At 38.2% G+C, this 24476-nt stretch carries 23 protein-coding genes, 1 pseudogene and 2 riboswitches; of the genes and pseudogenes, 15 read left to right on the plus strand and 9 right to left on the minus strand.

From position 1 onward, the window contains the following. The first annotated feature begins 101 nt into the window (after positions 1-101). The 8 genes from MUN88_RS13310 to MUN88_RS13345 all read left to right on the plus strand — a co-directional run bounded on the left by MUN88_RS13310 (position 102) and on the right by MUN88_RS13345 (position 6549). Entirely contained in the window at positions 102-263 is a 162-nt protein-coding gene (locus MUN88_RS13310) for a YozQ family protein (RefSeq protein WP_244715810.1), read from the plus strand. Positions 264-753: 490 nt separating this feature from the next. Beyond that, entirely contained in the window at positions 754-1530 is a 777-nt protein-coding gene (locus tag MUN88_RS13315) for an alpha/beta fold hydrolase (RefSeq protein WP_244715812.1), read from the plus strand. A gap of 2 nt (positions 1531-1532) precedes the next feature. After that, positions 1533-3104 carry a UDP-N-acetylmuramoyl-tripeptide--D-alanyl-D-alanine ligase gene (locus MUN88_RS13320; RefSeq protein WP_244715814.1) on the plus strand — a complete coding sequence of 524 codons (1572 nt, stop codon included), beginning with the start codon at positions 1533-1535 and terminating at the stop codon, positions 3102-3104. Positions 3105-3140: 36 nt separating this feature from the next. Further along, the gene (locus MUN88_RS13325; protein ID WP_244715816.1) at positions 3141-4319 is read left to right on the plus strand and encodes a D-alanine--D-alanine ligase family protein; all 1179 of its coding nucleotides are present in this window, start codon (positions 3141-3143) and stop codon (positions 4317-4319) included. 355 nt (positions 4320-4674) lie between these two features. Continuing rightward, positions 4675-4932 carry a hypothetical protein gene (locus MUN88_RS13330; protein ID WP_244715818.1) on the plus strand — a complete coding sequence of 86 codons (258 nt, stop codon included), beginning with the start codon at positions 4675-4677 and terminating at the stop codon, positions 4930-4932. A 120-nt stretch (positions 4933-5052) separates the two neighbouring features. Continuing rightward, positions 5053-5412: a DUF4181 domain-containing protein gene (locus MUN88_RS13335; RefSeq protein ID WP_244715820.1), complete on the plus strand. Its 360-nt coding sequence runs from the start codon at positions 5053-5055 to the stop codon at positions 5410-5412. An 18-nt stretch (positions 5413-5430) separates the two neighbouring features. Beyond that, entirely contained in the window at positions 5431-6051 is a 621-nt protein-coding gene (locus MUN88_RS13340; RefSeq protein ID WP_244715822.1) for an NUDIX hydrolase, read from the plus strand. A 36-nt stretch (positions 6052-6087) separates the two neighbouring features. After that, the gene (locus MUN88_RS13345; protein WP_244715824.1) at positions 6088-6549 is read left to right on the plus strand and encodes a GNAT family N-acetyltransferase; all 462 of its coding nucleotides are present in this window, start codon (positions 6088-6090) and stop codon (positions 6547-6549) included. 279 nt (positions 6550-6828) lie between these two features. Here MUN88_RS13345 and MUN88_RS13350 read toward each other — a convergent pair whose 3' ends face one another. Then, the gene (locus MUN88_RS13350; RefSeq protein ID WP_244715826.1) at positions 6829-7695 is read right to left on the minus strand and encodes a helix-turn-helix domain-containing protein; all 867 of its coding nucleotides are present in this window, start codon (positions 7693-7695) and stop codon (positions 6829-6831) included. A gap of 142 nt (positions 7696-7837) precedes the next feature. Between MUN88_RS13350 and MUN88_RS13355 the strand changes: the two genes are divergently transcribed. After that, entirely contained in the window at positions 7838-10114 is a 2277-nt protein-coding gene (locus MUN88_RS13355; protein ID WP_244715828.1) for a glycoside hydrolase family 127 protein, read from the plus strand. 79 nt (positions 10115-10193) lie between these two features. On the opposite strand, the gene MUN88_RS13360 is transcribed toward MUN88_RS13355, so the two are convergent. The 4 genes from MUN88_RS13360 to lipM all read right to left on the minus strand — a co-directional run bounded on the left by MUN88_RS13360 (position 10194) and on the right by lipM (position 13467). Then, on the minus strand, positions 10194-10331 hold the full coding sequence (locus MUN88_RS13360; RefSeq protein WP_244715830.1) for a YjcZ family sporulation protein: 138 nt from the start codon (positions 10329-10331) through the stop codon (positions 10194-10196). Between the two features lie 540 nt (positions 10332-10871). Next, a complete protein-coding gene (locus MUN88_RS13365) occupies positions 10872-11660 on the minus strand; it encodes a Cof-type HAD-IIB family hydrolase (protein ID WP_244715832.1) in 789 nt (262 codons plus the stop codon). Between the two features lie 26 nt (positions 11661-11686). Continuing rightward, positions 11687-12634, minus strand: coding sequence for a lipoyl synthase (lipA, locus tag MUN88_RS13370; protein WP_244715834.1), 948 nt, complete (start codon positions 12632-12634; stop codon positions 11687-11689). An 11-nt stretch (positions 12635-12645) separates the two neighbouring features. Then, positions 12646-13467, minus strand: coding sequence for a lipoate--protein ligase family protein (gene lipM, locus MUN88_RS13375; protein WP_244715836.1), 822 nt, complete (start codon positions 13465-13467; stop codon positions 12646-12648). A 176-nt stretch (positions 13468-13643) separates the two neighbouring features. Here lipM and MUN88_RS13380 point away from each other — a divergent pair, with 176 nt between their 5' ends. The 3 genes from MUN88_RS13380 to MUN88_RS13390 are packed head-to-tail and all read left to right on the plus strand — an operon-like array spanning position 13644 to position 16158. Next, positions 13644-14555, plus strand: a complete 912-nt coding sequence (locus tag MUN88_RS13380) for an AEC family transporter (RefSeq protein ID WP_244715838.1) — start codon at positions 13644-13646, stop codon at positions 14553-14555. 37 nt (positions 14556-14592) lie between these two features. Further along, a complete protein-coding gene (locus MUN88_RS13385) occupies positions 14593-15381 on the plus strand; it encodes an SDR family NAD(P)-dependent oxidoreductase (protein WP_244715840.1) in 789 nt (262 codons plus the stop codon). A 30-nt stretch (positions 15382-15411) separates the two neighbouring features. Then, entirely contained in the window at positions 15412-16158 is a 747-nt protein-coding gene (locus tag MUN88_RS13390) for a sulfite exporter TauE/SafE family protein (RefSeq protein WP_244715842.1), read from the plus strand. Between the two features lie 1260 nt (positions 16159-17418). On the opposite strand, the gene MUN88_RS13395 is transcribed toward MUN88_RS13390, so the two are convergent. Both MUN88_RS13395 and MUN88_RS13400 read right to left on the minus strand, forming a co-directional pair. Further along, on the minus strand, positions 17419-18594 hold the full coding sequence (locus MUN88_RS13395) for an aminotransferase class I/II-fold pyridoxal phosphate-dependent enzyme (RefSeq protein ID WP_244715844.1): 1176 nt from the start codon (positions 18592-18594) through the stop codon (positions 17419-17421). Next, positions 18595-19680, minus strand: a complete 1086-nt coding sequence (locus MUN88_RS13400) for a methionine biosynthesis PLP-dependent protein (protein ID WP_244715846.1) — start codon at positions 19678-19680, stop codon at positions 18595-18597. Between the two features lie 75 nt (positions 19681-19755). Next, a riboswitch (SAM riboswitch) is annotated at positions 19756-19856 on the minus strand. 163 nt (positions 19857-20019) lie between these two features. Then, a riboswitch (SAM riboswitch) is annotated at positions 20020-20121 on the plus strand. A 122-nt stretch (positions 20122-20243) separates the two neighbouring features. Between MUN88_RS13400 and MUN88_RS13405 the strand changes: the two genes are divergently transcribed. Further along, the gene (locus tag MUN88_RS13405; RefSeq protein ID WP_244715848.1) at positions 20244-21341 is read left to right on the plus strand and encodes an inorganic phosphate transporter; all 1098 of its coding nucleotides are present in this window, start codon (positions 20244-20246) and stop codon (positions 21339-21341) included. Then, complete coding sequence (gene cobA, locus MUN88_RS13410) at positions 21301-22059, plus strand: uroporphyrinogen-III C-methyltransferase (RefSeq protein ID WP_244715850.1); 759 nt, start codon at positions 21301-21303, stop codon at positions 22057-22059. The genes MUN88_RS13405 and cobA overlap by 41 nt, the downstream gene beginning before the upstream one ends. 27 nt (positions 22060-22086) lie before the next feature. Here the strand turns inward: cobA and MUN88_RS13415 are convergent, their stop codons facing one another. Next, on the minus strand, positions 22087-22353 hold the full coding sequence (locus MUN88_RS13415; RefSeq protein ID WP_244715852.1) for a hypothetical protein: 267 nt from the start codon (positions 22351-22353) through the stop codon (positions 22087-22089). A 122-nt stretch (positions 22354-22475) separates the two neighbouring features. Between MUN88_RS13415 and MUN88_RS13420 the strand changes: the two are divergent. Next, a pseudogene (locus tag MUN88_RS13420) lies at positions 22476-22907 on the plus strand (cell wall hydrolase). Between the two features lie 74 nt (positions 22908-22981). Here the strand turns inward: MUN88_RS13420 and MUN88_RS13425 are convergent. Next, positions 22982-24466, minus strand: a complete 1485-nt coding sequence (locus tag MUN88_RS13425; protein ID WP_244715853.1) for an MDR family MFS transporter — start codon at positions 24464-24466, stop codon at positions 22982-22984. Between the last annotated feature and the right edge of the window lie 10 nt (positions 24467-24476).

The following is a 24476-nucleotide window of genomic DNA, read 5'->3' on the forward strand; positions in this document are numbered from 1 at the left end:
ATGAACAATTTTAGGTGAGCATTACAAAAAATTTGTCAGACACAGAATAGACTCGTATATATTAATCTTGCTTAGCAGATGCTAAGTGAGAGGTGATAAGAATGAATCCAAATAAAAAAGCAAAAGTCGGAGAAAAAAATTATCAACCCGACGATTATAAGCAAACAGATGAACTTAGCAAAGGTTTAGCAGAAACACATGAACAAGCCATTGACACTTTAAAAGAAGGATATAACGAAGAGGCCGAGAAAAAGGATTTCTAGTCAAATAAAAGCCGAACATAACACAAAATGTCATCAAGCATGCCTTTTGTTATGTTCGGCTTTTCTCTTTTGCTTTTTAAAATGCCGAGAAGTAACAGCTTGCCAAAGTATCAAGCTGAGTGCTCATCCAACGCTCCGAAAAACTCCCTTTCCGAGGGACTGCAAACTTTGAAAAGAAGATCGCTTTCCAAAGTGGAGCTTCAGTTCGCACTTTTTTAAGCAGAGTTTGATCCATGTTTTGGCGTGGTCCATCATTCAAAAATAACATAACATAGATGAAACGTATTTTTTTATCAAGTCCGACTGAGAATTAGAGACTGTTCCGAAAGAAATTGCTTGATTCGTATATTTCAGATATAATATTTTGTGCATTTTATGATATGATTAAGAGTGTGTTTCTGAAATTATTTTCTAAATATCGAATTAACGTCATATAGTATAAGTGATGTACGAATGTTATAAGTTGAGATTGAAAAGGGAGCGTTCAATTGTGTTTATCGAAGTCGGTCAATTAAACATACATTATAAACAAACTGGAGAGGGGCGCCCGATTGTGATGCTGCATGGTTGGGGAACGAGTCTCGATTTATTTGATGACCTGCAGCAGAAGCTGAGTAACCATTTTCAGGTTACTTCACTTGATTTTCCTGGATTTGGAGCGAGTGATGATCCGAGTGAATCATGGAATGTCGATCAATACACCGATTTTTTAGAGAAGTTTCTGCAAAAATTACAAATAACCAATCCTATTTTAATTGGTCATTCTTTTGGCGGACGGGTATCGATTAAGTATGCTGATCGTCATCAGCAAGGTGTGCACAAAATCATCTTGATAGGCAGTGCCGGAATCAAGCCGAAGCGCAAAGTAGATTATTATGTGAAAGTATACAGCTATAAAACATTAAAGAAAGTGCTTAGTTTACCGGGCATTAACCGGTATAAAGACGATATTATTGCGAAATATCGAGGAAAAGCAGGTTCGGCTGACTATCAAAATGCTTCACGTGTGATGCAGCAAACATTAAGCAAAGTCGTGAATGAAGATCTGCAGCATCATATGCCAAATATTAAAGCACCTACTTTACTTATTTGGGGAGCAAATGATACTGCTACACCCGTTAGTGATGCAAAGGTAATGGAACAGCTGATCCCTAATGCGGGTCTGGCCGTCATTGAAAATGCTACTCATTACGTGTTTCTTGAACACAAGCAGAGGGTAGCCATTATTATAGATACTTTTTTAGAAGAAGATAAAGGAGCAGTTTGATCATGCAAATCGTTTTAAGCCTATTGAGTGTCATATGGATCGCCTATCTGTTCTTCCGGGTAAAACAAGGCCTTCATATGTTGCAATTAAACAGTTATTTCAATAATCGTCTATATCGATGGATGACAGGGCATCGCATGCGTGTTTTTCCTATTAATGAATGGCTTGCGTTAGTCGTTTCCATTATTTATTATTTCACGGAAAATTGGATTGTCTTTTTGATCGTGTTATTAGGACTTTTCGTACCAAGAAACAAACAAGAGAAGAAAAAGCTTGTTGTAACAGCCCGTGTAAAACGTCTGATTATTACAATCTTCATTATTTATCTCTTTTTGATTGCTACTAGCTTACATTTTATCTGGAATGATTACCCATTAAGCTATGCTGTTTTTGTAATCGTATTAGGATCATTGTTTACATATGGTATTATTTTATTAGCAAATTTGATAAATCGTCCGATCGAAAATAGAATTAAAGAACACTATTATCAGGATGCGAAACGAATTATTGACAGTGCGACGAACACAGAAACGGTTGGTATTACAGGAAGTTTTGGAAAAACAAGCACGAAATTTATCTTGGATACAATCTTATCCTCTCATTTTAATACGTTGAAAACACCAAACAGTTTTAATACAAAAATCGGGGTTACTATTACCATCCGTAATTCTCTCAAGCCGTATCATGATGTGTTCATTGCGGAAATGGGCGCAAAAGAGCCAGGCAATATTCAGGAAATTTGTGAGCTCGTTAGTCATAAATATGCGATTCTAACTGCCATTGGTGAGCAGCATTTAGAAACCTTTAAAACATTAGAAAATATTAAAAAGACAAAATTTGAAATTGTCGAATCGTTACCAGAGGATGGTATCGCCTTTTTAAATGGTGATGACGAGAACATTATGTCTTATACGCCAAAGAATCCATGTCGCAAAGTTTATTTTGCGATTGATGATCAATCAGCTGATTATGTGGCATCTAACATACGTTTTCACAATAAAGGGACGACATTCACCGTTTCTAATAAAGCAGGAACATTGCATGCTGATTTTGAGACGAAATTATTAGGAAAGCATAATGTGTACAATATTCTAGCGGCGATAAGTGTTGCCTGGGAAATGAATGTGCCGTTAAATAAACTGCAGCTAGGTGTAAAGAAAATCCAAGCAGTTAAACACCGAATGGAAATTAAGAAAGGCTTCGGTAATTTGACAGTAATTGATGATAGTTTTAACTCTAATCCGACTGGTTCCCGAATGGCATTAGAAGTACTAGGAACAATGGAAGGCTTTAAAGTCCTTGTGACACCAGGTATGGTTGAGTTAGGTGATAAAGAGTTTGAATATAACAAAATGTTTGGACAGTATGCAGCCGATGCCTGTGATTATGTTATTTTAGTCGGTGCGAAACAAACCAAACCAATTCAGGATGGCCTTCGTGAGAAAAATTATCCAGAGGACCAACTGTTTATCGCTACAGATTTAAATCATGCAATATCTCAAATCCAGGCGTTGAATCGTCAGGACGCTATAATTTTACTAGAAAATGATTTGCCGGACACGTACAATGAGTAAACGTGTCTGGTTTAGAAATTGAAGGAGGAAAAGACTGTGAAAACAAAAGTAGCTGTCATTTTTGGTGGTGTATCAGTAGAGCACGAAGTATCGGTTATTTCGGCGCTACAGGCAATCAATGCCATGGACTCATCTAAATATGAAGCAATCCCAGTATATATAAGTAAATCACGTGAATGGTATACAGGTGATGTATTAAAAGATATTGAAAATTATAAAAATTTGGATCAGCTTTTTAAAGACGCTGACAAAGTCGTATTTGAACAGGAAAATGAGAATACAATTGTATTAAAGAAAAAAGAACGTTCTATGTTTTCCAAAGGTCTAATTACGAGCGTAGATGTGGTTTTCCCAGTTATTCATGGTACTAACGGGGAAGATGGTTCTTTACAAGGCTATTTGGAATTATTAGGCATTCCTTATGTAGGTTGTGATGTAGCTTCTTCTGCTGCTGGAATGGATAAAGTGATGATGAAACAAATTCTAAGAGATGCAGGTGTTCCGATCGTGGATTACCAATGGTTTTATGCAAGTCAGTGGCATGAAGACCAGGAGAAAATCAAGCAATTAGCGGAACAAGTAGGCTATCCAGTTATCGTGAAGCCTGCTAACTTAGGTTCAAGTGTCGGTATTTCCAAAGCGGCAAATGCAGAAGAATTGGAAGAAGCTATAGATCTCGCTGTTTCGTATAGTTTTAAAGTGATCATTGAGAAAATGGTGACAGATTTAACAGAAGTAAACTGTTCTGTTATCGGAGATTACGAACAGGTCGAAAGCTCTTTTTGTGAACAGGTGTTAAGTACAGACGAGATTCTCTCCTATGCTGATAAATACCAAAGCGGAGGAAAAAACGGTGATACGAAAGGGATGGGAAGTGTTAACCGGGTTATTCCTGCAGAAATTTCTGAAGATGCAACGATTAGAGTAAAACAATTAGCTGAACAAACATTTAAATTATTAAACGCTAGCGGTGTGTCCCGGATTGACTTTTTGTTGAATCCGGAAGGTAAAGTATTTGTTAATGAAATTAATACCATTCCTGGTTCTTTATCATTTTATTTATGGGAACCAACCGGTAAAAACTTTGAACAGTTAACTGATCAATTGATCCAGCTCGCATTAAAAAGGGAAAGAGAGCGTCAATCGATTCAATTCTCCATCGATACCAACCTTTTCTCTCTTCATAGTAAGAATGGTGGGTCAAAAGGGAAATAAAACGAAGCACAGAAAATCAATATGCATTTTCTGTGCTTTTTTATGACCAAAATAATAATTACTCTCAAAAGGGCAGAAGTAAATCTCGCTAAAGCTTACAAGAAATTCTTGTACTGATAATACGGATTATGTGAAGTGGAAGTGTAATGTCAACGTGGTAATTTTGAAAGTTTTATCTGCGTAGCAAGCTCAGGAAATATGCCCCGCAGGACGCGAAGTGGTTGGCCTGATCCGTATACAAGCACATGAATTATTTCAAAATTACCATTAAGTTGACATAAACCGAATTATTGGAAGTTTTGCTTAATGGATATTTATGTTAACATATTCTTGTCAAAGCCAAAAAGGAGAATGAATGGTGTTACAAATTAGTTTGATTATAGCAATGATTATTTCCATTATATACGTTATCCGCAAAAGGAAAAAAGCTGGTATCAAAGGGGTTAAGAGTTTTTTAACACCGTTCTGTTTTTACTTGAATGCAATCATCTATCTGATCGCCTACTGGTTTGATTCTATCGGAATAATCAGCTGGATGCTCATGATTCTTTTATTCATGATGGCTGCTTATTTTTCAAAATTCACCTCTGCATCTGCTAGCGATGGAAGTTGATGCGAAAGCACGATGTAGTCCGGGAAAAGGAATGAACCTTTGGAAAGTCTCCTCATAAAAGAGATTATAAAATTGCTAAACTACATAACAAATGAGTAAAAAGTATAAAAGGAGAGTTAAATGAAGTTCTTATATTTATTTCTTATTCTTATAGGTGTGATGTTTTTCGAAAAAATAAGCAATAAACTCTTAGGCATAAAGCCGATAAAGATTTGGAAAAACAGTGGGGGAAACTTGGACCGTTTGGGCAGGTTTATCATTATGTTCATTTTTCTTTGTGTTTTACCTTTTCTGGTTTGGAATGATATTAATATGAAATGGTATTGGATTACTTACTTCACTGTAATCATTGGATTTAGAGCGGTCCTCGAGTGGTTATATGTTAGAGAAACGAAGCAATATCGGACAACGATTCTTTCACTTGTTGTTGGGATCATCCTATTTATCAATTTAGATTATTTCATTCCAGGAGTATATTGAGTGAGGAGAGATAGCTAAATGGAACAGGAATTACTGAAGGTGTTTGACGAAAACGAAAAGCATACAGGAATTGCTTCTCGTGCAGATGTACATACATATGGTTATTGGCATGAAGTATTTCATTGCTGGTTTATCAGTAGAGAATCGAATACAGATTACGTATATATACAATTACGGAGTGATAGCAAAAAGGACTATCCAGGCCTTTTTGACATTACTGCAGCAGGTCATTTATTAGCGAATGAAACGGTTGAAGATGGGGTTAGGGAAATTGAAGAAGAATTAGGTGTTACACTTCGTTTTGATCAATTAAGTTCCTTAGGTATCATGAAGTATACCAATGTACAGCAGCATTTTATCGATAAAGAAATGGCAAATGTATTTTTAAATCAAGGATCCTTTGATTTGGAGGACTTTACGCTTCAGGAAGAAGAGGTAGCAGGCATAATAAAGGTCACTTTAAAGGATTTTGAGGATTTATGGCTCGGAGAAAAAGAACAGATCCACATGCAAGGTTTCACTGTGAAAGATAATACGAAAAAGTGGATCGAAGGGAACATTGGAAAAAATCATTTTGTACCACATCAAAGTTTGTTTTATGAGTCAGTAGTTGAACGAATCAAGCATCATATGGGTTAATTATTAATTATATAAGGGTGAAACGAGGAGAATCAGTTGGAAATCAAAAAAGATAATTTACAGGGGACAGAAATAAAAGAATTAATTATCGATCATTTAAAAAGCATGACATTGCATTCCCCACCGGAAAGTATCCATGCCCTAAACCTAGACGAATTACGAAAACCGGATATAACGTTCTGGGCGGTGTGGGAGGGGGAGCAATTACTTGGGTGTGGTGCATTAAAGGAGCTGAATGCGACAAATGGTGAGATAAAATCGATGAAAACCTCGTCTCAACATTTGCGAAAAGGGATCTCAACACATTTGTTGCAATTTATAATCGAAGAGGCGAAACGCAGAGGATATGCACGTCTTAGTTTAGAGACAGGTTCCATGGCTGCATTTGCCCCTGCGAGAAAGCTCTATAAAAAATTTGGTTTCCGTTATTGTGAGCCGTTCTCCGATTATAGAGAAGATGAGAATAGTGTTTTCATGACAAAAGAAATTAATGTCTGAACAGGTATACAACAAAAGGACGAGGATGATAGCATGTTAAAGTTATTACGCCAATTTATCGCAGTTATCGTTTTATTTACTTCTTTGTATAGTATTTTTTTAATAATCACACCGTTGTCCCATACATGCTATTTGGCCTTGGTATTTTAATGTTGATAATGGGTGTCGAAGGATGGAATGAACAAAAAGCCAAGGCATGCCTTTACTTTACTACGGCTATCCTTACGATGACTGTACTCATCCAAGATATTTATAGAATGATCAACATGTAAGGACCCACTATCCTCGGTAGATTTGCTTTAAATAAACTGAAGGGGACATCCCGGTAATTTTTTTAAAAACACGGCTGAAATAAAAAGGGTTCGCGAAACCTAACAGATCACTGACTTCCGATACATTATAATTTTCTTTTCGAAACAATTGAATCGCTTTTTCTATTATCCGCTCATTTTGATATTGAGTAATGCTCTTGCCTGTCTGTTGTTTAAATATTGTCGACAGATAGGCATAGTTCATGCCAAGGGTATCGGCAATTTCATCACTTGCCAGTTTATGATCATCATGATCATCCATTAATTGAATCATTTTTGCTACCATGCGATTAGATTTCTTATTGGTATAAGCTTCAAGGCGCTGTGTATATAACTCCAAAAAAAATTGATGAGCATGCATCGATAACAGCATCGGTCTCATTGGATGATGAGATTCATACCACTCGATTAATTGGTCGAGCTGTGTTTCTGCATACCCGGCATGTGCCACTTTACCATTCTTCGGCATCGTTACTTTCGTCTGATATTCATCCTGATGGATTAGAGAAGTTTTTCCGAAGGTATTATATTCAGGCAGCGATTGGTCTGGTTCGTTGTCGTAAAAATGTATAAAATACCAGTTCGAGCCTGGCTGATAGAAATCATCCCCCCAATGATGGACATTCTTTCTAAGAAAAAGATAGCTTCCTTTCGTTAGAATATATTCTTCTCCATCTTCGATAACTTGAAGTCTTCCCTTAGTTACATAAATAAATACATGTAAATCAGGCAGGACACGATCAGGGTGTTTTAAAATACCATCCCTGTCTTCCATTAGAGCAATTTCTTGAATGAGTGGGAGAGAATGATTGCAAATTGCTACGGAATGTTCCATGATTATCAACCTTTCTTTTACTGTTAATCATAGTCTATCATAATTCCAAAAAAAAGATATGTAATCAGATTAATAATGAATGTACTTTTGGTGAGATTCACTTCATACTAGAGGCAACGTTTCATTTTGGAGGTAGGTATTTATGCAAAATATTCGATTATTAGAGAGTATGTTTAATCAATCACAGCTTAAAGGTAAAGAGTATTTACTCAATTTAGATGTTGACCGTCTTATTGCGCCCTGTTACGAAGCAGCTGGCCAACAAGCGAAAAAAATACGTTATGGCGGATGGGAAGAAAAAGAAATAGCAGGGCATTCACTTGGTCACTGGCTATCAGCAGCTGCTGCTATGTACAGTGTCACGGAAGATTCTCAATTGAAAGAAAAAATAGATTACGCGCTAACAGAAATAGCGAACGTTCAATCCTTTGATGTGGATGGCTATGTCAGCGGTTTTCCAAGAGACTGTTTTGATCGAGTCTTTACTGGTGATTTTGAAGTGGGACATTTTAATCTGGGAGGATCATGGGTTCCGTGGTATTCAATTGATAAAATTTATGCGGGATTAATTGATGTTTATCAATTACTTAAAGATGATCGTGCACTGGAAATTGTGAAAAGGCTTGCTGATTGGGCTTATAATGGTTTAAGATATTTGAACGAAGAGCAATTTCAAAGAATGTTAATTTGTGAACACGGTGGGATGATGGAGGTTTTTGCTAATTTATATGTGTTAACAGAAGAGAAGAGATATCTAGAGTTAGCCGAACGCTTTTATCATCGGGCTGTGTTAGATCCGTTAGCTAACAAACAGGATGACTTAGAGGGGAAACATGCCAATACCCAATTCCCTAAAGTGATCGGGGCAGCTAAATTGTATAATATTACTGGAAATCAAAAATATAGAACAATTGCAGAGTATTTCTGGGATCAAGTCGTTCATTACCGGACTTATGCAATCGGGGGCAATAGTATAAGAGAACATTTCGGACCAGAGAACAATGAAGAGTTAGGAATTTTGACAACAGAAACTTGTAATACGTATAACATGCTAATTTTGACGGAATTACTATTTGAATGGAATCCTTCAGCTCATTACTATGATTATTACGAGCGGGCATTGTATAATCATATATTGGCTTCTCAAGATCCGGATTCAGGAATGAAAACATATTTTGTTTCGTCACAGCCTGGTCATTTTAAAGTATATCATTCTCATGATCACTCTTTTTGGTGTTGTACGGGAACTGGCATGGAAAACCCAGCAAGATACAATCGCCGAATTTTTGAAAGGATTGACAATCGTCTCTACGTTCATTTGTTTATTCCAGCTGAATGGAATGACGGTGAACTTATAGTTAATCAGCAAACCAAATTTCCTTATCATGAATCTACTACCATTCAAATGGAGAAGGCTGATGAGGGAATCAAGGAAATAGCAATTCGAAAGCCAACCTGGGCAGCTGGAGATATAGTAATTAAGCTTAACGGGCGAGTAGTAACACCTGTTGAATCTAATGGGTATCTGTTGATTCGAGCTGATTTTCGAAATGGTGATCAAATCACATGTTCACTGCCAATGAACCTGCACCGTTATTATGCTAAAGACGATCGTACAAAACAAGTTCTGATGTATGGACCGATTATTTTAGCTGGTGCATTAGGCAGAGAGAACTATCCTGAGAGAGATATATTGGAAGACCACTTAGCTTTAAACCATCATCCGTTAATCAACGTACCAACACTAGTTACAGACAGTCCACTGGAGGAACAAGTAACTTGTACGGATCAAGGCAGACTTTATTTCGAAACAGATGCGATTGGTTATCCCGGTCAGCAACGGATGAAGCTAAAGCCATTTTATGATATTCATCATGAGCGATATACAATTTATTGGTATGTGATGTCACATGCGCTTTATAAAGAGCGTGGAGATGCAGAATTAAAGCGAAAGGCGAAAGAGCAGCAAATTATTGTGGATGAAGTAACGCCTCATGAACAACAGCCAGAGATCGAACATCATATGCAAGCAGTCCGTTCAAGCTCCGGCTATAACAATGATGTGCATAGTGGTTGGCGTGATGCGCGAGATGGTGGCTATTTCAGCTACCAATTGAAAGTAGAGCAGGATCGGGAAATGTATTTATATGTTACGTATAATCGGGGTGATTTCACCATGGAGGAAAATGGTCGAAGTTATCAAAGACACTTTGATATTCTGTTGGAAGGAGAAGTTATTGCAACGGAGCACTTTACAAAACCAAACATCGGAGCATTATACGGAAAAAGGTATCCGATCCCATCACGTTTACTCGCAGATAAAGACTATGTAACCGTGACATTTTCTGCAAAGGAAGATGCTATTGCCGGTGGAGTTTATCATGTTCGAATGTTAAATGAAGCATCTTTTTTCTCCTGAAATAAATAAGAAGATCCCCCTTAGGAAAGAAAGGGGATCTTCTTTTTAGGTGGAGTAGGGTACCCTGCCTCTATTTATATTAGCTATAGAAAGAAGCACCAACAATAATTAACAAAATGAATAGTACAACGATTAAGGCAAAACCGCTGCCATATCCACCGCCGTAACCATATCCACTACCGTATCCACCGCATGGATTGCATCCGTAGTAACTCATCTAAAATCAACCTCCTTGTGTGTTATCACTATATAATGTATGTCTGTCATGGAAATAAGTTAGGGTAAATGACCATATTTTTAAAAAATGGGCGGTGAATAAGCCTGAAAAAAACATTGTTAGATATATTAACAAAAGTGTATTGGTATATAAATTCCTTTGTTATATTATATGTAACTTATTAGTTAGTGAATGTGGAAAGTTCATTAATTAATACAATACATGTAAGCCTAAAAATTAGTCCACTTTAGCCTGCTTATATGTATGATAGCTTGTTGCTCCCCTATCCATTTAAGGTGTCTGTTTTACAAAACACAAAAAAACCAGCTTTTGAAAAGAAGCTGGTTTTTTTGTGTGCTCTTATATCAGCGAAGATAGTATATAATCATCATTTGAAAGTAAAACATCTGCCCCCACAGGACGCGGAGCATATTTCCGGAGCTTTGCTAAGCACGTGAAAAATTTCAAAATAGCCAAATTGTTAAACAGTATCACTTTACATAACCCGTATTATTAAACTTAACTTATAGGATTTTTTAGTTACACAATACCAAGCGTTGCGAGTCCGTTGTAAATACCGGAGTCTTCAACGGAGGTTGTTTTATACTTAGCATAGGCAAATAATTCTGGATTGGCATTTCCCATTGCAAAGCTGTACTCGACGGCTTGTAACATTTGCTTATCGTTCATGCCATCACCAAATGCAATGGCTTGAGACGGTTCTATAGCTAACTGCTTCAAAGTATGTTGAATCGCAAAGCCTTTATTGACATTTTCACGAATGACATCATAGTTGTGTTCAAGTCCTTTGACATTAACTTGAGAAAAATAGATATTCTCGTTAGCAAGGTCATATAATACCGGTTCGTGCGGTTTCACATTCATGACGGTAATTCCCAGGATATCATCGCGAAAGTGCTGTTCATATAATTGACAATCCTTAAGATGGAAATAGTTGATAAATTCCTTTACATATTCTTTTGTCCTATTGGTTAACAGATTTAATCCCTTAGTATACAATATCATTTCATGTTGCTGTTGCTTGGCGACTTCCAGATAATGATCAATCATTGCGCCATCTAATGGTTCGTTCACCATGGTATTGCCGTTATAAATCGCATAGGCACCATTATAACCAATCAACGAATCGATTTGTAAGGTGTCGGCAATTTCATCAATCTCATGAAGTGGACGACCAGTAGCAAGAAAAACTTCTATTCCATTTGTCTGAGCTTGTTTCACTGCTTTTTTAGTAGATGCTTCTATGGAATGATCCTGCTTTAGGATAGTCCCGTCAATATCTAAGAATAAAGCTTTAAAGTTGTTCATCTTTTTCTCCTCGATTGTTGGATATGCTAAAATGTAAAGTTATTTAATTGCTCTCCGCTGGATTCCTCATAGCCTTTCATGTATTTAATACGGCGTTGGGCAGATGATTGATTGACCTGTTCATCAGCATGATAGGAAGAGCGGACAAGCGGTCCTGCTTCACAATGCCTAAAGCCTTTCGATAATGCAATCTGTTTTAATTCTTCAAATTCGTCTGGGTGATAATAGCGTTCTACATTTAAATGTTTCTTTGTTGGTTGCAAATATTGGCCAATTGTCATGATATCTACATTGTTAGCACGTAGGTCATCCATCGTTTCGATGATCTCCTCTTTTGTTTCTCCTAATCCTACCATTAGACTCGATTTGGTAGGTGTATTAGGGGCAATCTCCTTCACGCGACGCAATAATTCTAATGAGCGATCATACATGGCAATAGCACGAACTTTTTTCGTTAATCGCCGAACGGTTTCGATATTGTGGTTAAAAATATCAGGGGCACTGTCCATCAAATTATGTAAACTCTCATAATCCCCTTTCATATCAGAAGGTAATATTTCTATCGTACAGCCAGGTACTTTTGCTTTTATCTGTCTAACTGTTTCGGCGAAAACAGCGGCACCGCCGTCCTTTAAATCATCACGTGCAACCGCGGTTACTACCACATGCTTTAATCCCATAATTTCAACAGATTCAGCAACTCTGGCAGGCTCTCCCCAGTCTAATTCATTAGGGAGACCTGTTTTTACTGCACAGAATCGGCAACCTCTTGTACAAGTATCACCTAATATCATAAATGTAGCGGTTTTTCGTTCACTCCAACATTCATGTATATTCGGACACCTTGCCTCTTCGCATACAGTATTTAATCGTTTATCTCTCATTAAATGCTTCAAACGGTTATACGATTTGTTTGTATTAATTTTTATTTTGAGCCAATCAGGTTTACGCACATGTTCTTCTTTCTTCGCCATGACTTTCACTCCTATCTGGAAAGATTCCATTCATTCTGTAGATATTTGTTACGCATTAATGTTTCTATTTCCTGTTGCTGTTCTTCATTTAAGTGGAAGGCTTGCAATTGTATATCTAAGCCTTTTTCAAAACCGTTCTTGAAAGCATCCTGCGCTTCTGCCATCGAAATATTACGTTTAGCAGCATCGTTTAGTGAGATCGCTTTTCCTTGAAATGCTTCTCGTGCTCTTTGTTTGACTTGTTCATTCCGATAAATAAATAGATCATAGAGCTGGTGGTTATCGACTGTAAGTGGTATGGAACCATGCTGTAAGATTACTCCGTTTTTTCTGGTTTGTGCACTTCCTGCAGCTTTTTTACTGTCTACTACTAATTCATACCAGGAAGGTTCTTCGAAACAAACTGCCGATTGTGAGGATGACCGTTTGTCTTTAGGTATCGAAAAATCTGCTTCAATTCCTAATTCTTGAAAACCATTTAACAAGCCTTTGGATAGTACTAAGTACGCCTCTTTAACCGATCGAGGCATTTTAGGATGATCTTCTGAGACAATAATACTGTAGGTTAATTCATTATCATGCAGGACTGCTCTGCCACCAGTAAGTCTTCTGACCAAACCTATGTTGTGCCGATTTATGGCTTCCAAATCTATTTTATTCGTTGTCTTTTGGAAATATCCAATCGATAACCCAGCGGGCGTCCATTGGTAAAATCGAATAATGGGAGGAATCAGCTTTTCACTGTGCCATCGTAATAAACATTCATCTACCGCCATGTTATATGCAGGCGATTGTTTCCCTGTATCAATAAAGTACCAAGTTTCCGTCATCATATTCTTTTTTTCTCAAAAATTGTAGAGAAAAAAACAGTGCCTCCCTTCCTTTTATTATCAAATAAATCCATAATTTATGGTACATCCTGGATAACTATCTGTCAAAAAATTGAGATCATTATGAATATTATATCAATATGTTATAGTGGAATAGTCAGAGATGGGAGATAGAGATCATGAATGGTTTTAATGAACAATTTTTCATATCAATTGTTATCATTGCAATTGGTTATCTATTGAAAAGAATGAACATTGTAAAAGAAAAAGATGGAGAAGGTATTGCACGAGTTATCTTTAATTTGACGTTACCTTGTCTCATTATTGTTACTTTTAATGATATGGAGTTTACCCCTTCCTTATTTTATTTAATTGTTATCGCTTTTATTTATGGTGTCTTCAATGCTTTAGCAGGACTGTTTGTTTTCAGAAAACATAGCAAGGATATGAAAGGTACATTTGGTATGATGGTACCTGGTCTGAACATTGGTTTATTTGCTTATCCACTTGTAGAAGGTTTATTTGGCTTTGAAGGACTTCAATATTTTGGTATGTTTGATGTGGGAAATGCCTTTATTGTATTTGGTCTAAGCTATATCATTGCAGGAGTCTATGCTGGAAATGCAGGGATGTTGGAGACACGTTCGATTATTTTGAAACTGGCTAAATCGATTCCGCTACAAACCTATTTGATTATGTGTTTACTTAATATTTTCAACTTTTCCTTGCCGGACGAGGTATTGAATGTGACAAGTGTTATCTCTGTGGCGAATATGCCGCTGTCTTTATTACTGTTAGGGTTATATTTAAATTTTTCATTTGCGAAAGGTTATGGTAAGCTGCTGAGTAAATTTTTGTTAACCAAATATGGCATAGGGTTAATAAGCGGGTTCGCTTGTTATGTATGGTTGCCAGTGGAGGATATGTTTAAATTCACATTATTGATTGGCTTTATTTTGCCAACACCTGCATCGGTATTACCTTATGCGATTATGTTTGGTTATAATCAGCGAATGGTTGGTACGGCTTCTAACCTGACAATGATGATTAGTTTTCTGCTAATCTGGTGTATCGTGAATATTGTAGTTTAATAAGTTCATGGATTAATAGTGGAATAGAGGTGAAGGAATGAAAAAGCGTATTATATTTATTACAGGCGCGACAAAAGGCATTGGTCGTAACATGGCGCTTTATTTTGCCAAAAGAAATTATATTGTAATAGGAGCCGGTCGTGATGAGCAGCTGTTGAATGAAGTTCGTCAACAACTGCTTACGTATTCGGAAGAACACCGCATGGTAGCAATGGATGTGACGAAAATTGAAGAAGTCCATACAACGCTGTCTTATGTGTTGGATACATTTGGGAAGATCGATGTATGGATAAACAATGCTGGTTCTTTTCAGGCGATAGGACCTACATGGGAAGTCGGATCGAATGAGTTCACCCAGGATATCATGACCAACGTGATTGGAACGTACCATTGCTCTTCGGTGGTTACGCAAGCCATGCTTGAACAAGGTACTGGTAAAATTATTAATATTATTGGTGGTGGATCACGAACCGATTTTCCATACGGGAATGGTTATAGTACATCGAAGACCGCGATTGCAAGGTTCACAGAAAACTTAGCAGTCGAATTAAGCGATACAAATGTTGATGTATATGCCTTTGAACCAGGTTTGAATGATACAGACATGACCATGCACATAAGAAATAGTGAAGCAGGGAAGCAGTACTTATCAAAGGTGTCAGAACTTTTTGCGGAAGAGAAAGATGTAGCAGCACCTGTTTGGATAGAACGAATATTAGATGATCAAGTACTCGCATTTCAAGGTAGAATCATTACTGTTGATGATGAGCCGGACCAGCTACTCGAAACGCTAGATGAAAGGCAAGATTATCGATTGTTAAGATAGTGTTAAAAAGTGAATAATGAGGTGTTGCACATGTTTGATTTAACCGTTATGGAATGGATTATTATTATTTTTTCTGCTTTATTAATTGGATTTGCCAAAGCAGGTGTAGCAAGTATGGGTATTCTGGTAGTCACCATTTTTATGATGCTTTTCCCTGCACGTGAATCGATTGGCATTTTACTGCCATTACTTATCGTCGGTGATTTATTCGCAGTGATCTATTATCGTAGAAATGTTGTTTGGCGGTATTTATTTTCCCTTGTTCCTTGGGTACTGATCGGAATTTTAATAGGCTATGTTGTATTATTTTTTATTAGCAGTGAGCAATTGAAGCCTCTGATCGGAATTTTAGTACTTGCATTAATTGTTTTACATATTAGTCGTGAGAAAATGGGAGAGCGGTTCGTGGAAATGCTGCCTAAATCAAAATTGTTTACCTTTCTAATGGGAATAACAGCTGGTTTTGCCACAATGATTGGTAACGCAGCAGGAGGGGTCATGGCGATTTATTTAATCGTCAAAGGATTACCAAAGAAAGAATTCGTTGGTACAGGGGCTTGGTTCTTCTTATTTGTGAACTTAGTGAAAATGCCATTTTATTTATCATTAGGGATAGTGACCTGGGAAACGATAGCCTTTAATAGTAAACTTGTACCAGCAATTATTATTGGTGCATTAATAGGAGTAAAGGTGATCAAAATCATGCCACAAAAAGTGTTTCAAGTTCTCGTATTAGTCTTTGCTGCATTGGGTGCAATTCGGTTGATTATGGGTTAAATTGAAGCCGGAGTTAACACGGATTTATATTTTATATGTTCTTTTATTACCGATGAAACAGATTGATAGTGAAAATTTAGAACGTACAAAGCATAAGTAATGCCCTGGCACTCGATAAAGACAAAGCGAATGCCGGGTTTTTCTAATGAGAAAGTATATAAGTACAGTCATAGAAGTAATCATGCTGAACATGAAGATGGGTTCTTATAATATGGATTATGTCAACCAGCCTAGAAGTCATTTTGACATGTTTTTAGTGGTATGATACCGCTCCGGCCAACCACTTCGCGTCCCGCGGGGCACGGATGAAGCTAACTTTGTGAATAAGGTCGCTTCACAAAGTGGATCTTTAGCACCTGCACGTCCCGCGGGAGTCTACGTGGTTGGCCTACGCTGTGAAAGATACGCTACAACTTTTGTAAGAGCTAGCAAATTGAGCACATCCATAAATATCACAATATCATTTCATAACATAATGCCTAGGACCACCGCTTTTAGCTGTTTTATACGTTGTAGCACTTCCTTAAGCGCAGGAAATATGCGGAGACTCCCGTGGGATCAGTGCGAGCTGAAGATCCACTTTGAAAAGAAAAGAATTTTCTTTCCAAAGTTAGCTGAAGCCGTGCCCCACAGGACGCGGAGCATATTTCCGGAGCTAAAAGTAGAAAGCGGTGCCACGAGATTTGTATCGTTTAAAGAGAAAGGAAACAAAAGTGGGGAGCAGTCACCAAAGATTAGTATCGTTTAGCGAGAAAGGAGCCAAAAGTGGGGAGCAGACACCAGAGATTTGTAGTGTTTAAAAAGAAAGAAGACAAATGATGGTGTTTCCCGGCTGGTTTTGTCTCCTTCAAAAGTCTGTTCCATAGCCGCAGGCCGGCACATAGACTCTCACAGGGCGGAAAGTGGCTGGCAAAGGTGTCCTAGCACATGAATCATTCCAAAATGACAGCTATGGGCCACTTAACATAATCCATATTACAGGTAGTTGTATATTATTTATGTTTGTTAGGACCGGGTGAGCTTTCTCGGTTTTTCTTATATTGGCGTTAACCCCGGCTATTCTTGTATACTTGATCCTTATCATGCGAAATGGCAGGTTACAAAAGTATCAAGATGAGTGCTCATTCAACACGAACACGCTCCGGAAGGCAAGAGTATGCAGTCTTCCGGAGCGGTATCCTAGCCTCCAATAGATGCTCACCAATTTATCAATGTTTTGAAAAGGAACATGAACATATTGGTGTCCTGGCTTGTTTATGCTTATTTCGAAATGGATTCTTTAACACTGACTGTCAGGCTGTTGGTGATATCTGTTAGTAAATCATTAACGTCTTCTACGCCTACCGATAGACGGAATAATCGGTGACTAATACCTCGTGCTTCTCTTTCATGTGGAGGCATTGCTGCGTGAGACATTGTTGCAGGGTGGGACAATATCGACTCAACTGCACCTAAGCTGACGGCAAAGACTGGTATTGTCATATTACTTACAAATTGTTCAGGATCGATATGTTCTTGTAAAGTAAACGAAAGTACTGCTCCCGCACTTGTCGATTGACTGGCATGAATGGCAGCGCCAGGATGATTCTTTAATCCCGGATAATAGACATGGTCAATGCCTTCCAGCTCTGTTAAGTTTGAGGCAATTTTTTCTGCGGAGCTGGCACTTTTTTGAAAACGCGGTTCCAAGGTTTTCATTCCTTGCAGTAATTGATAGCAATCCTTTGCACCTAAGATAGCGCCGTACGTATTTTGAACAAATTTCAGTCTGCCAGCAAGTTCTTCACTTTTGGTCACTGCTAAGCCGGCTACAATATCACTGTGTCCTGATAAAAATTTAGTAGCACTGTGTAAGACGATATCAACACCTAAATCAAGTGGCTGCTGATATAAAGGCGTCATAAAAGTATTATCCAGAAACGTAAAACAGTCATTTTCTTTCGCTAATGATACAACAGCACGGATATCTGTTATTTGTAATAAAGGATTAGCAGGTGTTTCAATATAAATAACTTTAGTATTCGGCTGAATCGCTTCCTCCACCTCTGATAAGTTTGTCATATCGACAAAAGTATGTTCAATTGAAAATTGTGCTAACAATTTGGTGACAAATCGGAATGTACCACCATATACATCCTTACTGATGACAATATGATCTCCAGTTTCTAATAGCATAAATGCAGAAGATATAGCCGCCATTCCGGACGAAAAGGCAAAACCAGCAACCCCATTTTCCAACTTAGCAATCGTTGCTTCAAGCTGATCACGAGTTGGATTACCTGAGCGGCTATAATCATATGGGCCGAATTCATGTAACTCTTGCTGGTGGTAAGTAGAAGATACATAGATTGGTGGATTTACTGCTCCTGTATATTTCTCATGATAACCTTGCTGATTTCCTCCATGGGCTAATAATGTTTCTTTTTTATGTGTCATTTATTTCCCTCCTAATGCTTGATCTAGATCAGATTTAAGGTCTTCAATATTTTCAATTCCTACCGAAAAACGTAGTAATGTGTCGCTAATACCTCGACGTTCTAATTCATCTTTCGGGATATCAGCATGCGTCTGAGTTGTTGGATAGGTGATGAAGCTCTCCACACCTCCAAGACTCTCGGCAAAGGAAATGACTTTTAATTGTTCCAGAAACGGTGCAATTAGGCTATTATCAGTAACGCGAAAACTGATCATTGCTCCTTTTCCGGGGTATAAGACATCTCTCACTTTGTCATGTTCACGCAGAAAAGCTGCCAGAATCTGAGCGTTTTGCTGTTGGCGTTCTAATCGTAACGTCAAGGTTTTCATTCCTCTAATCAGTAACATACTATCCAATGGAGATAACACCGCTCCAATGGCATTATGTAAATAAAAAAGCTGCTCACCGAGCTCATGATCCTTGACAGCAACAAGTCCTGCTAAGACATCGTTATGGCCACCAAGGTACTTCGTTGCAGAATGTATGACAATATCTGCACCTTCCGTTAATGGCTGCTGCAGATATGGTGTATAGAACGTATTATCTACGATCAGCAAGGCATCATGCTTTTTGGCAATTGCCGCTATATACTGGATATCGATCTCCATTAACAATGGATTAGTCGGTGTTTCAATAAAGATTGCTTTCGTATTTGGGGTAATATGTCGTTCCACATTCTCCGGACTGACATATACTGGTGTAACTTGATAAGATTGCTGTAAGTGTTGAAATAAGCGGTAGCTGCCACCATAAATGTCTTCCGTTACGAGAATTTCGTCTCCATGTTTAAATAAGGAAAAGACTAATTGAATGGCAGCCATACCTGAAGAACAGGCAAATCCTTGCACACCTTTTTCTAATGAAGCGATTGCTTCTTCCACAATTTCCCGGGTAGGATTCGCTGTTCGCGTATAATCGTACCCGGTTGACTGTCCAAGCGTTGGATGCTGGTAAGCGGTAGATAAATAGATTGGTGCTTCTACTGCACCTGTTCGTGGATCTTTTCTGTTGCCAATTTGGGCAAGAATGGTTTCAATTTGATTCATATTATGTACATCCTTTCTATAAATAAAAAAAGAGGTCTTCGATAAGTAGAAGACCTCCTTTATGTCAGGCAGCATCTCTTATCTTTGGCAAAAACCATCTGGAATTAGCACCATACAATAGTTTGCTGGTTGCTGAGGTATCATCGGGCCAGTCCCTAAACCTCTCTTGATAAGATTATATTTTCATGGAAATTTAATACATTAATTGTACCTTATTTAGGAAGAAATTACAACAGTGATACAAAAAAATATTTTTATGGAACCCATTGACAATCCTTGTTCTATCTATTATAGTAAGTACAACACAAATTTAGTGGAAAATTATGAAAATAGTATAGCATCTTATCGAGAGAGAAGGAGGGAACTGGCCCTATGAATTCTCAGCAACAGGCTTTAAATGCACTGTGCTAAATCCAGCAGGTATAACTTGACAGATAAGTGGAACAGACTCCTACTTCATCGTCAAGTAGGATTTTTTATAGGTATTAATCCGAGTTTTCAGATGGGTAATAGTGTAATAGTATTAAAAATTGATAGACAATAGCTGAAAGTTGGGATGAAAGATGTTAACGTTCGTTGCGATTTTAGCTGCATGTTTGTTTGCCTTTAATATAGGAGCAAGTGGATCAGCAGCAAGTATGAGTATTGCTTATGGATCAAAAGTAATAAAAAAGCGAAAGCATGCATTATGGATTGCTGGAGCAGGTGCCATAACGGGGGCTGTTCTAGGAGGGGAGCATGTAACGAAGACGCTTGGTAAAGGAATAATTCCGGAATCGATATTGGATGTGAAAGTAGCCTGTATCATATTAGTCGTATCTGCTTTTACATTACTCATTACAAATTACATCGGCATCCCGCTATCGACTAGTGAAGTGACCGTAGGAGCTATTATTGGTGTTGGGATAAGCTATCAACAATTACATTTTCAAAACATATTAATGATCGTTTCTTTTTGGTTGATCGTTCCTTTAGCAGCTTTTCTGATTACATTGAGCTTAGAGAAAATTAGAAATAAATTTGCCAATCGTTTTACGATCCGGCCACCAGTAAAAGTATTAGCATGTTTATTGATTATAACTGGTGCGATTGAAGCGGTTGCTGCCGGTATGAATAATGTTGCAAATGCATTAGGCCCCTTGGTGGGAGCTGGTATTGCATCGATGGAAACGGGCTTGCCATTAATGGCGCTGGTGGTAGCGTTGGGAAGTATTTTTTTCGGGGGCAGAGTTATCGAAACCAATGCAAAAAAGATTACCTCCTTGTCACTTGGGAATGGTGTGGTAATTTCAGGAGCTACAGGTGGTCTTGTTGTCGCTGCTTCTTTACTTGGTGTCCCAATTCCGATGACACAGGTTACCACATCTGCGATTGTTGGTATCGGAGCGAGCAAAGATGTATCCTCGATTTGGAAGCAAAAGGTGATTCATCAAATTGCGAAAGTATGGGTTACCTCACCGATTGTCTCTCTTGTCATTTCCTTTATATTGACAGAGATTATCGTACAACAAAGTTTTGAACAGGTCGTATTAGTAGTATTATCGATCGTAGCAACTTATATTTTAGTTAGATACAGAGAAAAACCTGCAAAAGCAATTACAGGAAAAGGATGGGATCAACATGGGGAAAGTGTATTTAGTGGGAGCAGGACCAGGAGATGAAGAATTAATCACGGTAAAAGGTGTTCGAGCGATCAAGGAAGCAGATGTGATTCTGTATGATCGGCTTGTTAATCATTCATTATTAGATTATGCCAAGGCAGATGCTGAGCTGATTTTTTGTGGGAAAATGCCTCGGAAACATGGATTGATACAGGAGAAAATAAACGAGCAATTGATTTATCATGCTAAAAAAGGTAAAACGGTTACGAGATTAAAAGGAGGAGACCCTTTTATCTTCGGCCGTGGCGGGGAAGAAGCGCTACATTTAGAAGAACATCAAATAGAGTATGAAGTAGTACCAGGCATCACATCTGCTATAAGTGCTGCTGCCTATGCAGGAATACCTCTTACGCACAGGACGATCAGCGGTTCAGTAAGCTTTATCAATGGTTCTGACCCAGACGGAAAAACGGATGAACAATGGCGACACTTAGCACTTGGTGCTGATACACTATGCTTTTATATGGGAGTGCGAAAGTTTCCAATTATTTGTGAGAAATTAGTGCAAGCTGGCCTTGTAGAAACAACGCCAGTATCAATCATTCATTGGGGTACGTTTTCGCATCAGAAATCAATTGCAGCTGATTTGGCTACGGTATCTGAAAGGTTAGATGAAATCAGTAATCCGTCGATGATCGTGGTTGGGGAAGTCGTTAGATTAAGAGAAAAAATCCGTTGGTTTCAAGAACAAAAGGAAACCATTCAAACTTTCAGTTAAAAAGGATGACTAGTGATTTTATCATTACTAGTCATTTTTTGTTGCGTTTCGGAGTTGTTCCTGGTCTTTATCGAAGTTCCACGTTGGGTTTAGCCTATCGATTAGCTGTTGAAGCTGGACTTCATTTAAATCCTGTTGACCGGTGGAATGGTTAAGATAAGACTTTAATTCCCATTCTCCGCCTTTTTTATTTTCAAGCGCTTTCCACTTTACGGTAAATACATATTCCTGATTGGCAATGATGGCGTGGAATAGTAAGATGTCATTATGCAGAATAAAATTACTTAATTCCAATCAAAACACCTCCTTATCATCAGTATAGCATATACCGGAATCGTTTACATAGGAAGTTGGCCAATGGATATTCATCATTTTAGTGTCCCTGAATATAAAGGGAATAGAGGGAAGTATTCTTTATGACAGTAATTAAGGCAAACGATGCTGATGTGAAATTGTTGGCAAGATTGATGAGAGCAGAAGCTGAAGGTGATGGCCAGCTTGGAATGTTAATGGTGGGTAATGTTGGCGTTAACCGGGTGAAGGCAGCTTGTTTAGATTTTACTGACATTAATTCGATTAACCGGATGGTATATCAGAGTCCTGGTGGATTTGAAGCGACACAGAAAGGCTATTTTTATCAAAGGGCAAGGGAGAAAGATATTCGCTTAGCGAGAAGATCGATCGATGGTGAACGCACACATCCTGCTTCTAACTCATTATGGTTTTTCAGACCTGAGGGGAGCTGTCCAGCACAATGATATGGACAATGGAATTCCGGGCGTTTTAAAAGCCATTGCTTCTTCTCGCCGACCGATGCCGAGTGTCCATCTGTTTTTCAAACATTTTAAACAAAGAACCGGGATATTCTTATGGCGCAAAATATCCCTGTTCTTTAAGGTTTACAGAAGTGCTTATTTTCTTTTTAAGTAGAATCATTATTATCTACGCTTACTTGTGGGAAAAACCAAAGAATAATGAATGTTAACGTTCCGATCACGAATAGTCCTGTATAAACAGTATGTAATGCATAGGTTAAACCTTCCTGCATTGCTTCTAGTGTCTCTGCAGTAATTGACTCACGCATACCTTCATCTAACAATACATCTGTACTGGCAATGTCAAGATCTTCACCTTTTTGCTGATAATAGCCTTTTAACTGGATATTTAGAATACCACCGAGCAAAGCTGCACCAACCGCACTTCCAATAATTCGCATAAACATGTTAAGACTCGTAGCTACTCCTCGGGCATGCCAGGAGACTGTATTTTGAATCGAGACAATGAAGGTGGTAGAGGATAGCCCCATTCCAACTCCAACGATAAAGGAACTTAGCCCAGCATAAACAGGGCCTTTGTCTGCATCCAAAAGAAAGAATAAGAATGTACCGATGAATAATGCGAATCCACCGGCGAATGCCGTAAGTCGAAAGCCAATCTTAAGTACGAGATGTCCTGCCAGCGTCGCGGAGATAGGCCAGCCAATGGATAATGTACTTAATGTAAATCCGGCCACAATGGCGGATTCACCCATGACCCCTTGTACATATGTCGGAAGAAAACTGGACAAACCTAATATAATCATCCCAGACAGCAACGTGGCTAGATTAGCGATTACAATCAACTTGTTTTTCCATAAGTAAAGAGGCATCATTGCTGCTTTTGCTCGGTTCTCTTGCCAAATAAATAAAGAAATGGACACGAGAAACAAGATGATTAGACTAATATTCTCAAGAGATAACCAAGCCCAGCCAGAACCTGCTTGTACAAAGACGATAATTAAGGCTGAAATGGCAACGAAAAAAAGGCTTGATCCAAGATAGTCAACAGACTTTTGTTCAGTGTCAACTTTCTCATGAAAGAATAATACTACACCGAGTAAACCAATTATTCCGATAGGTATGTTCATCCAGAAAATCCAGGCCCAGTCAATAAATTGTACGATAATGCCACCAATTAAAGGCCCAACTACTGAAGAAATTCCCCAAACACTAGCAAGGTATCCTTGTACTTTCGCTCGTTCTTCGACTGTATACATATCACCAACAATGGTTGTAACAATAGGCTGAATTGCACCCGCGCCTAGTCCTTGTATAAGCCGGAATACAATTAGTGCTCCCATTGTTGGAGCAAATCCACAAGCAGTAGTTCCAAATAAGAAAATGAGCACACCAATGATAAATACAGGCTTTCTGCCGAATAAATCTGCTAATTTTCCATATATCATTGTGGTTACTGCCTGCATTAATAAAAAGCTTGAAAACACCCAGCTGTACAAGCTGAATCCACCTAGATCCGCTACAATGTTCGGCATTGCAGTTGCGACAATGGTACCTTCAATAGCAGCCATAAACATGGATAGCACTAATGAAGCAAGTACTAATGGTCGTTTCGTTTGCTGATCCACCATGATTCATCTG

The organism is Gracilibacillus caseinilyticus, from assembly GCF_022919115.1.
Classification (GTDB): domain Bacteria; phylum Bacillota; class Bacilli; order Bacillales; family Amphibacillaceae; genus Gracilibacillus; species Gracilibacillus caseinilyticus.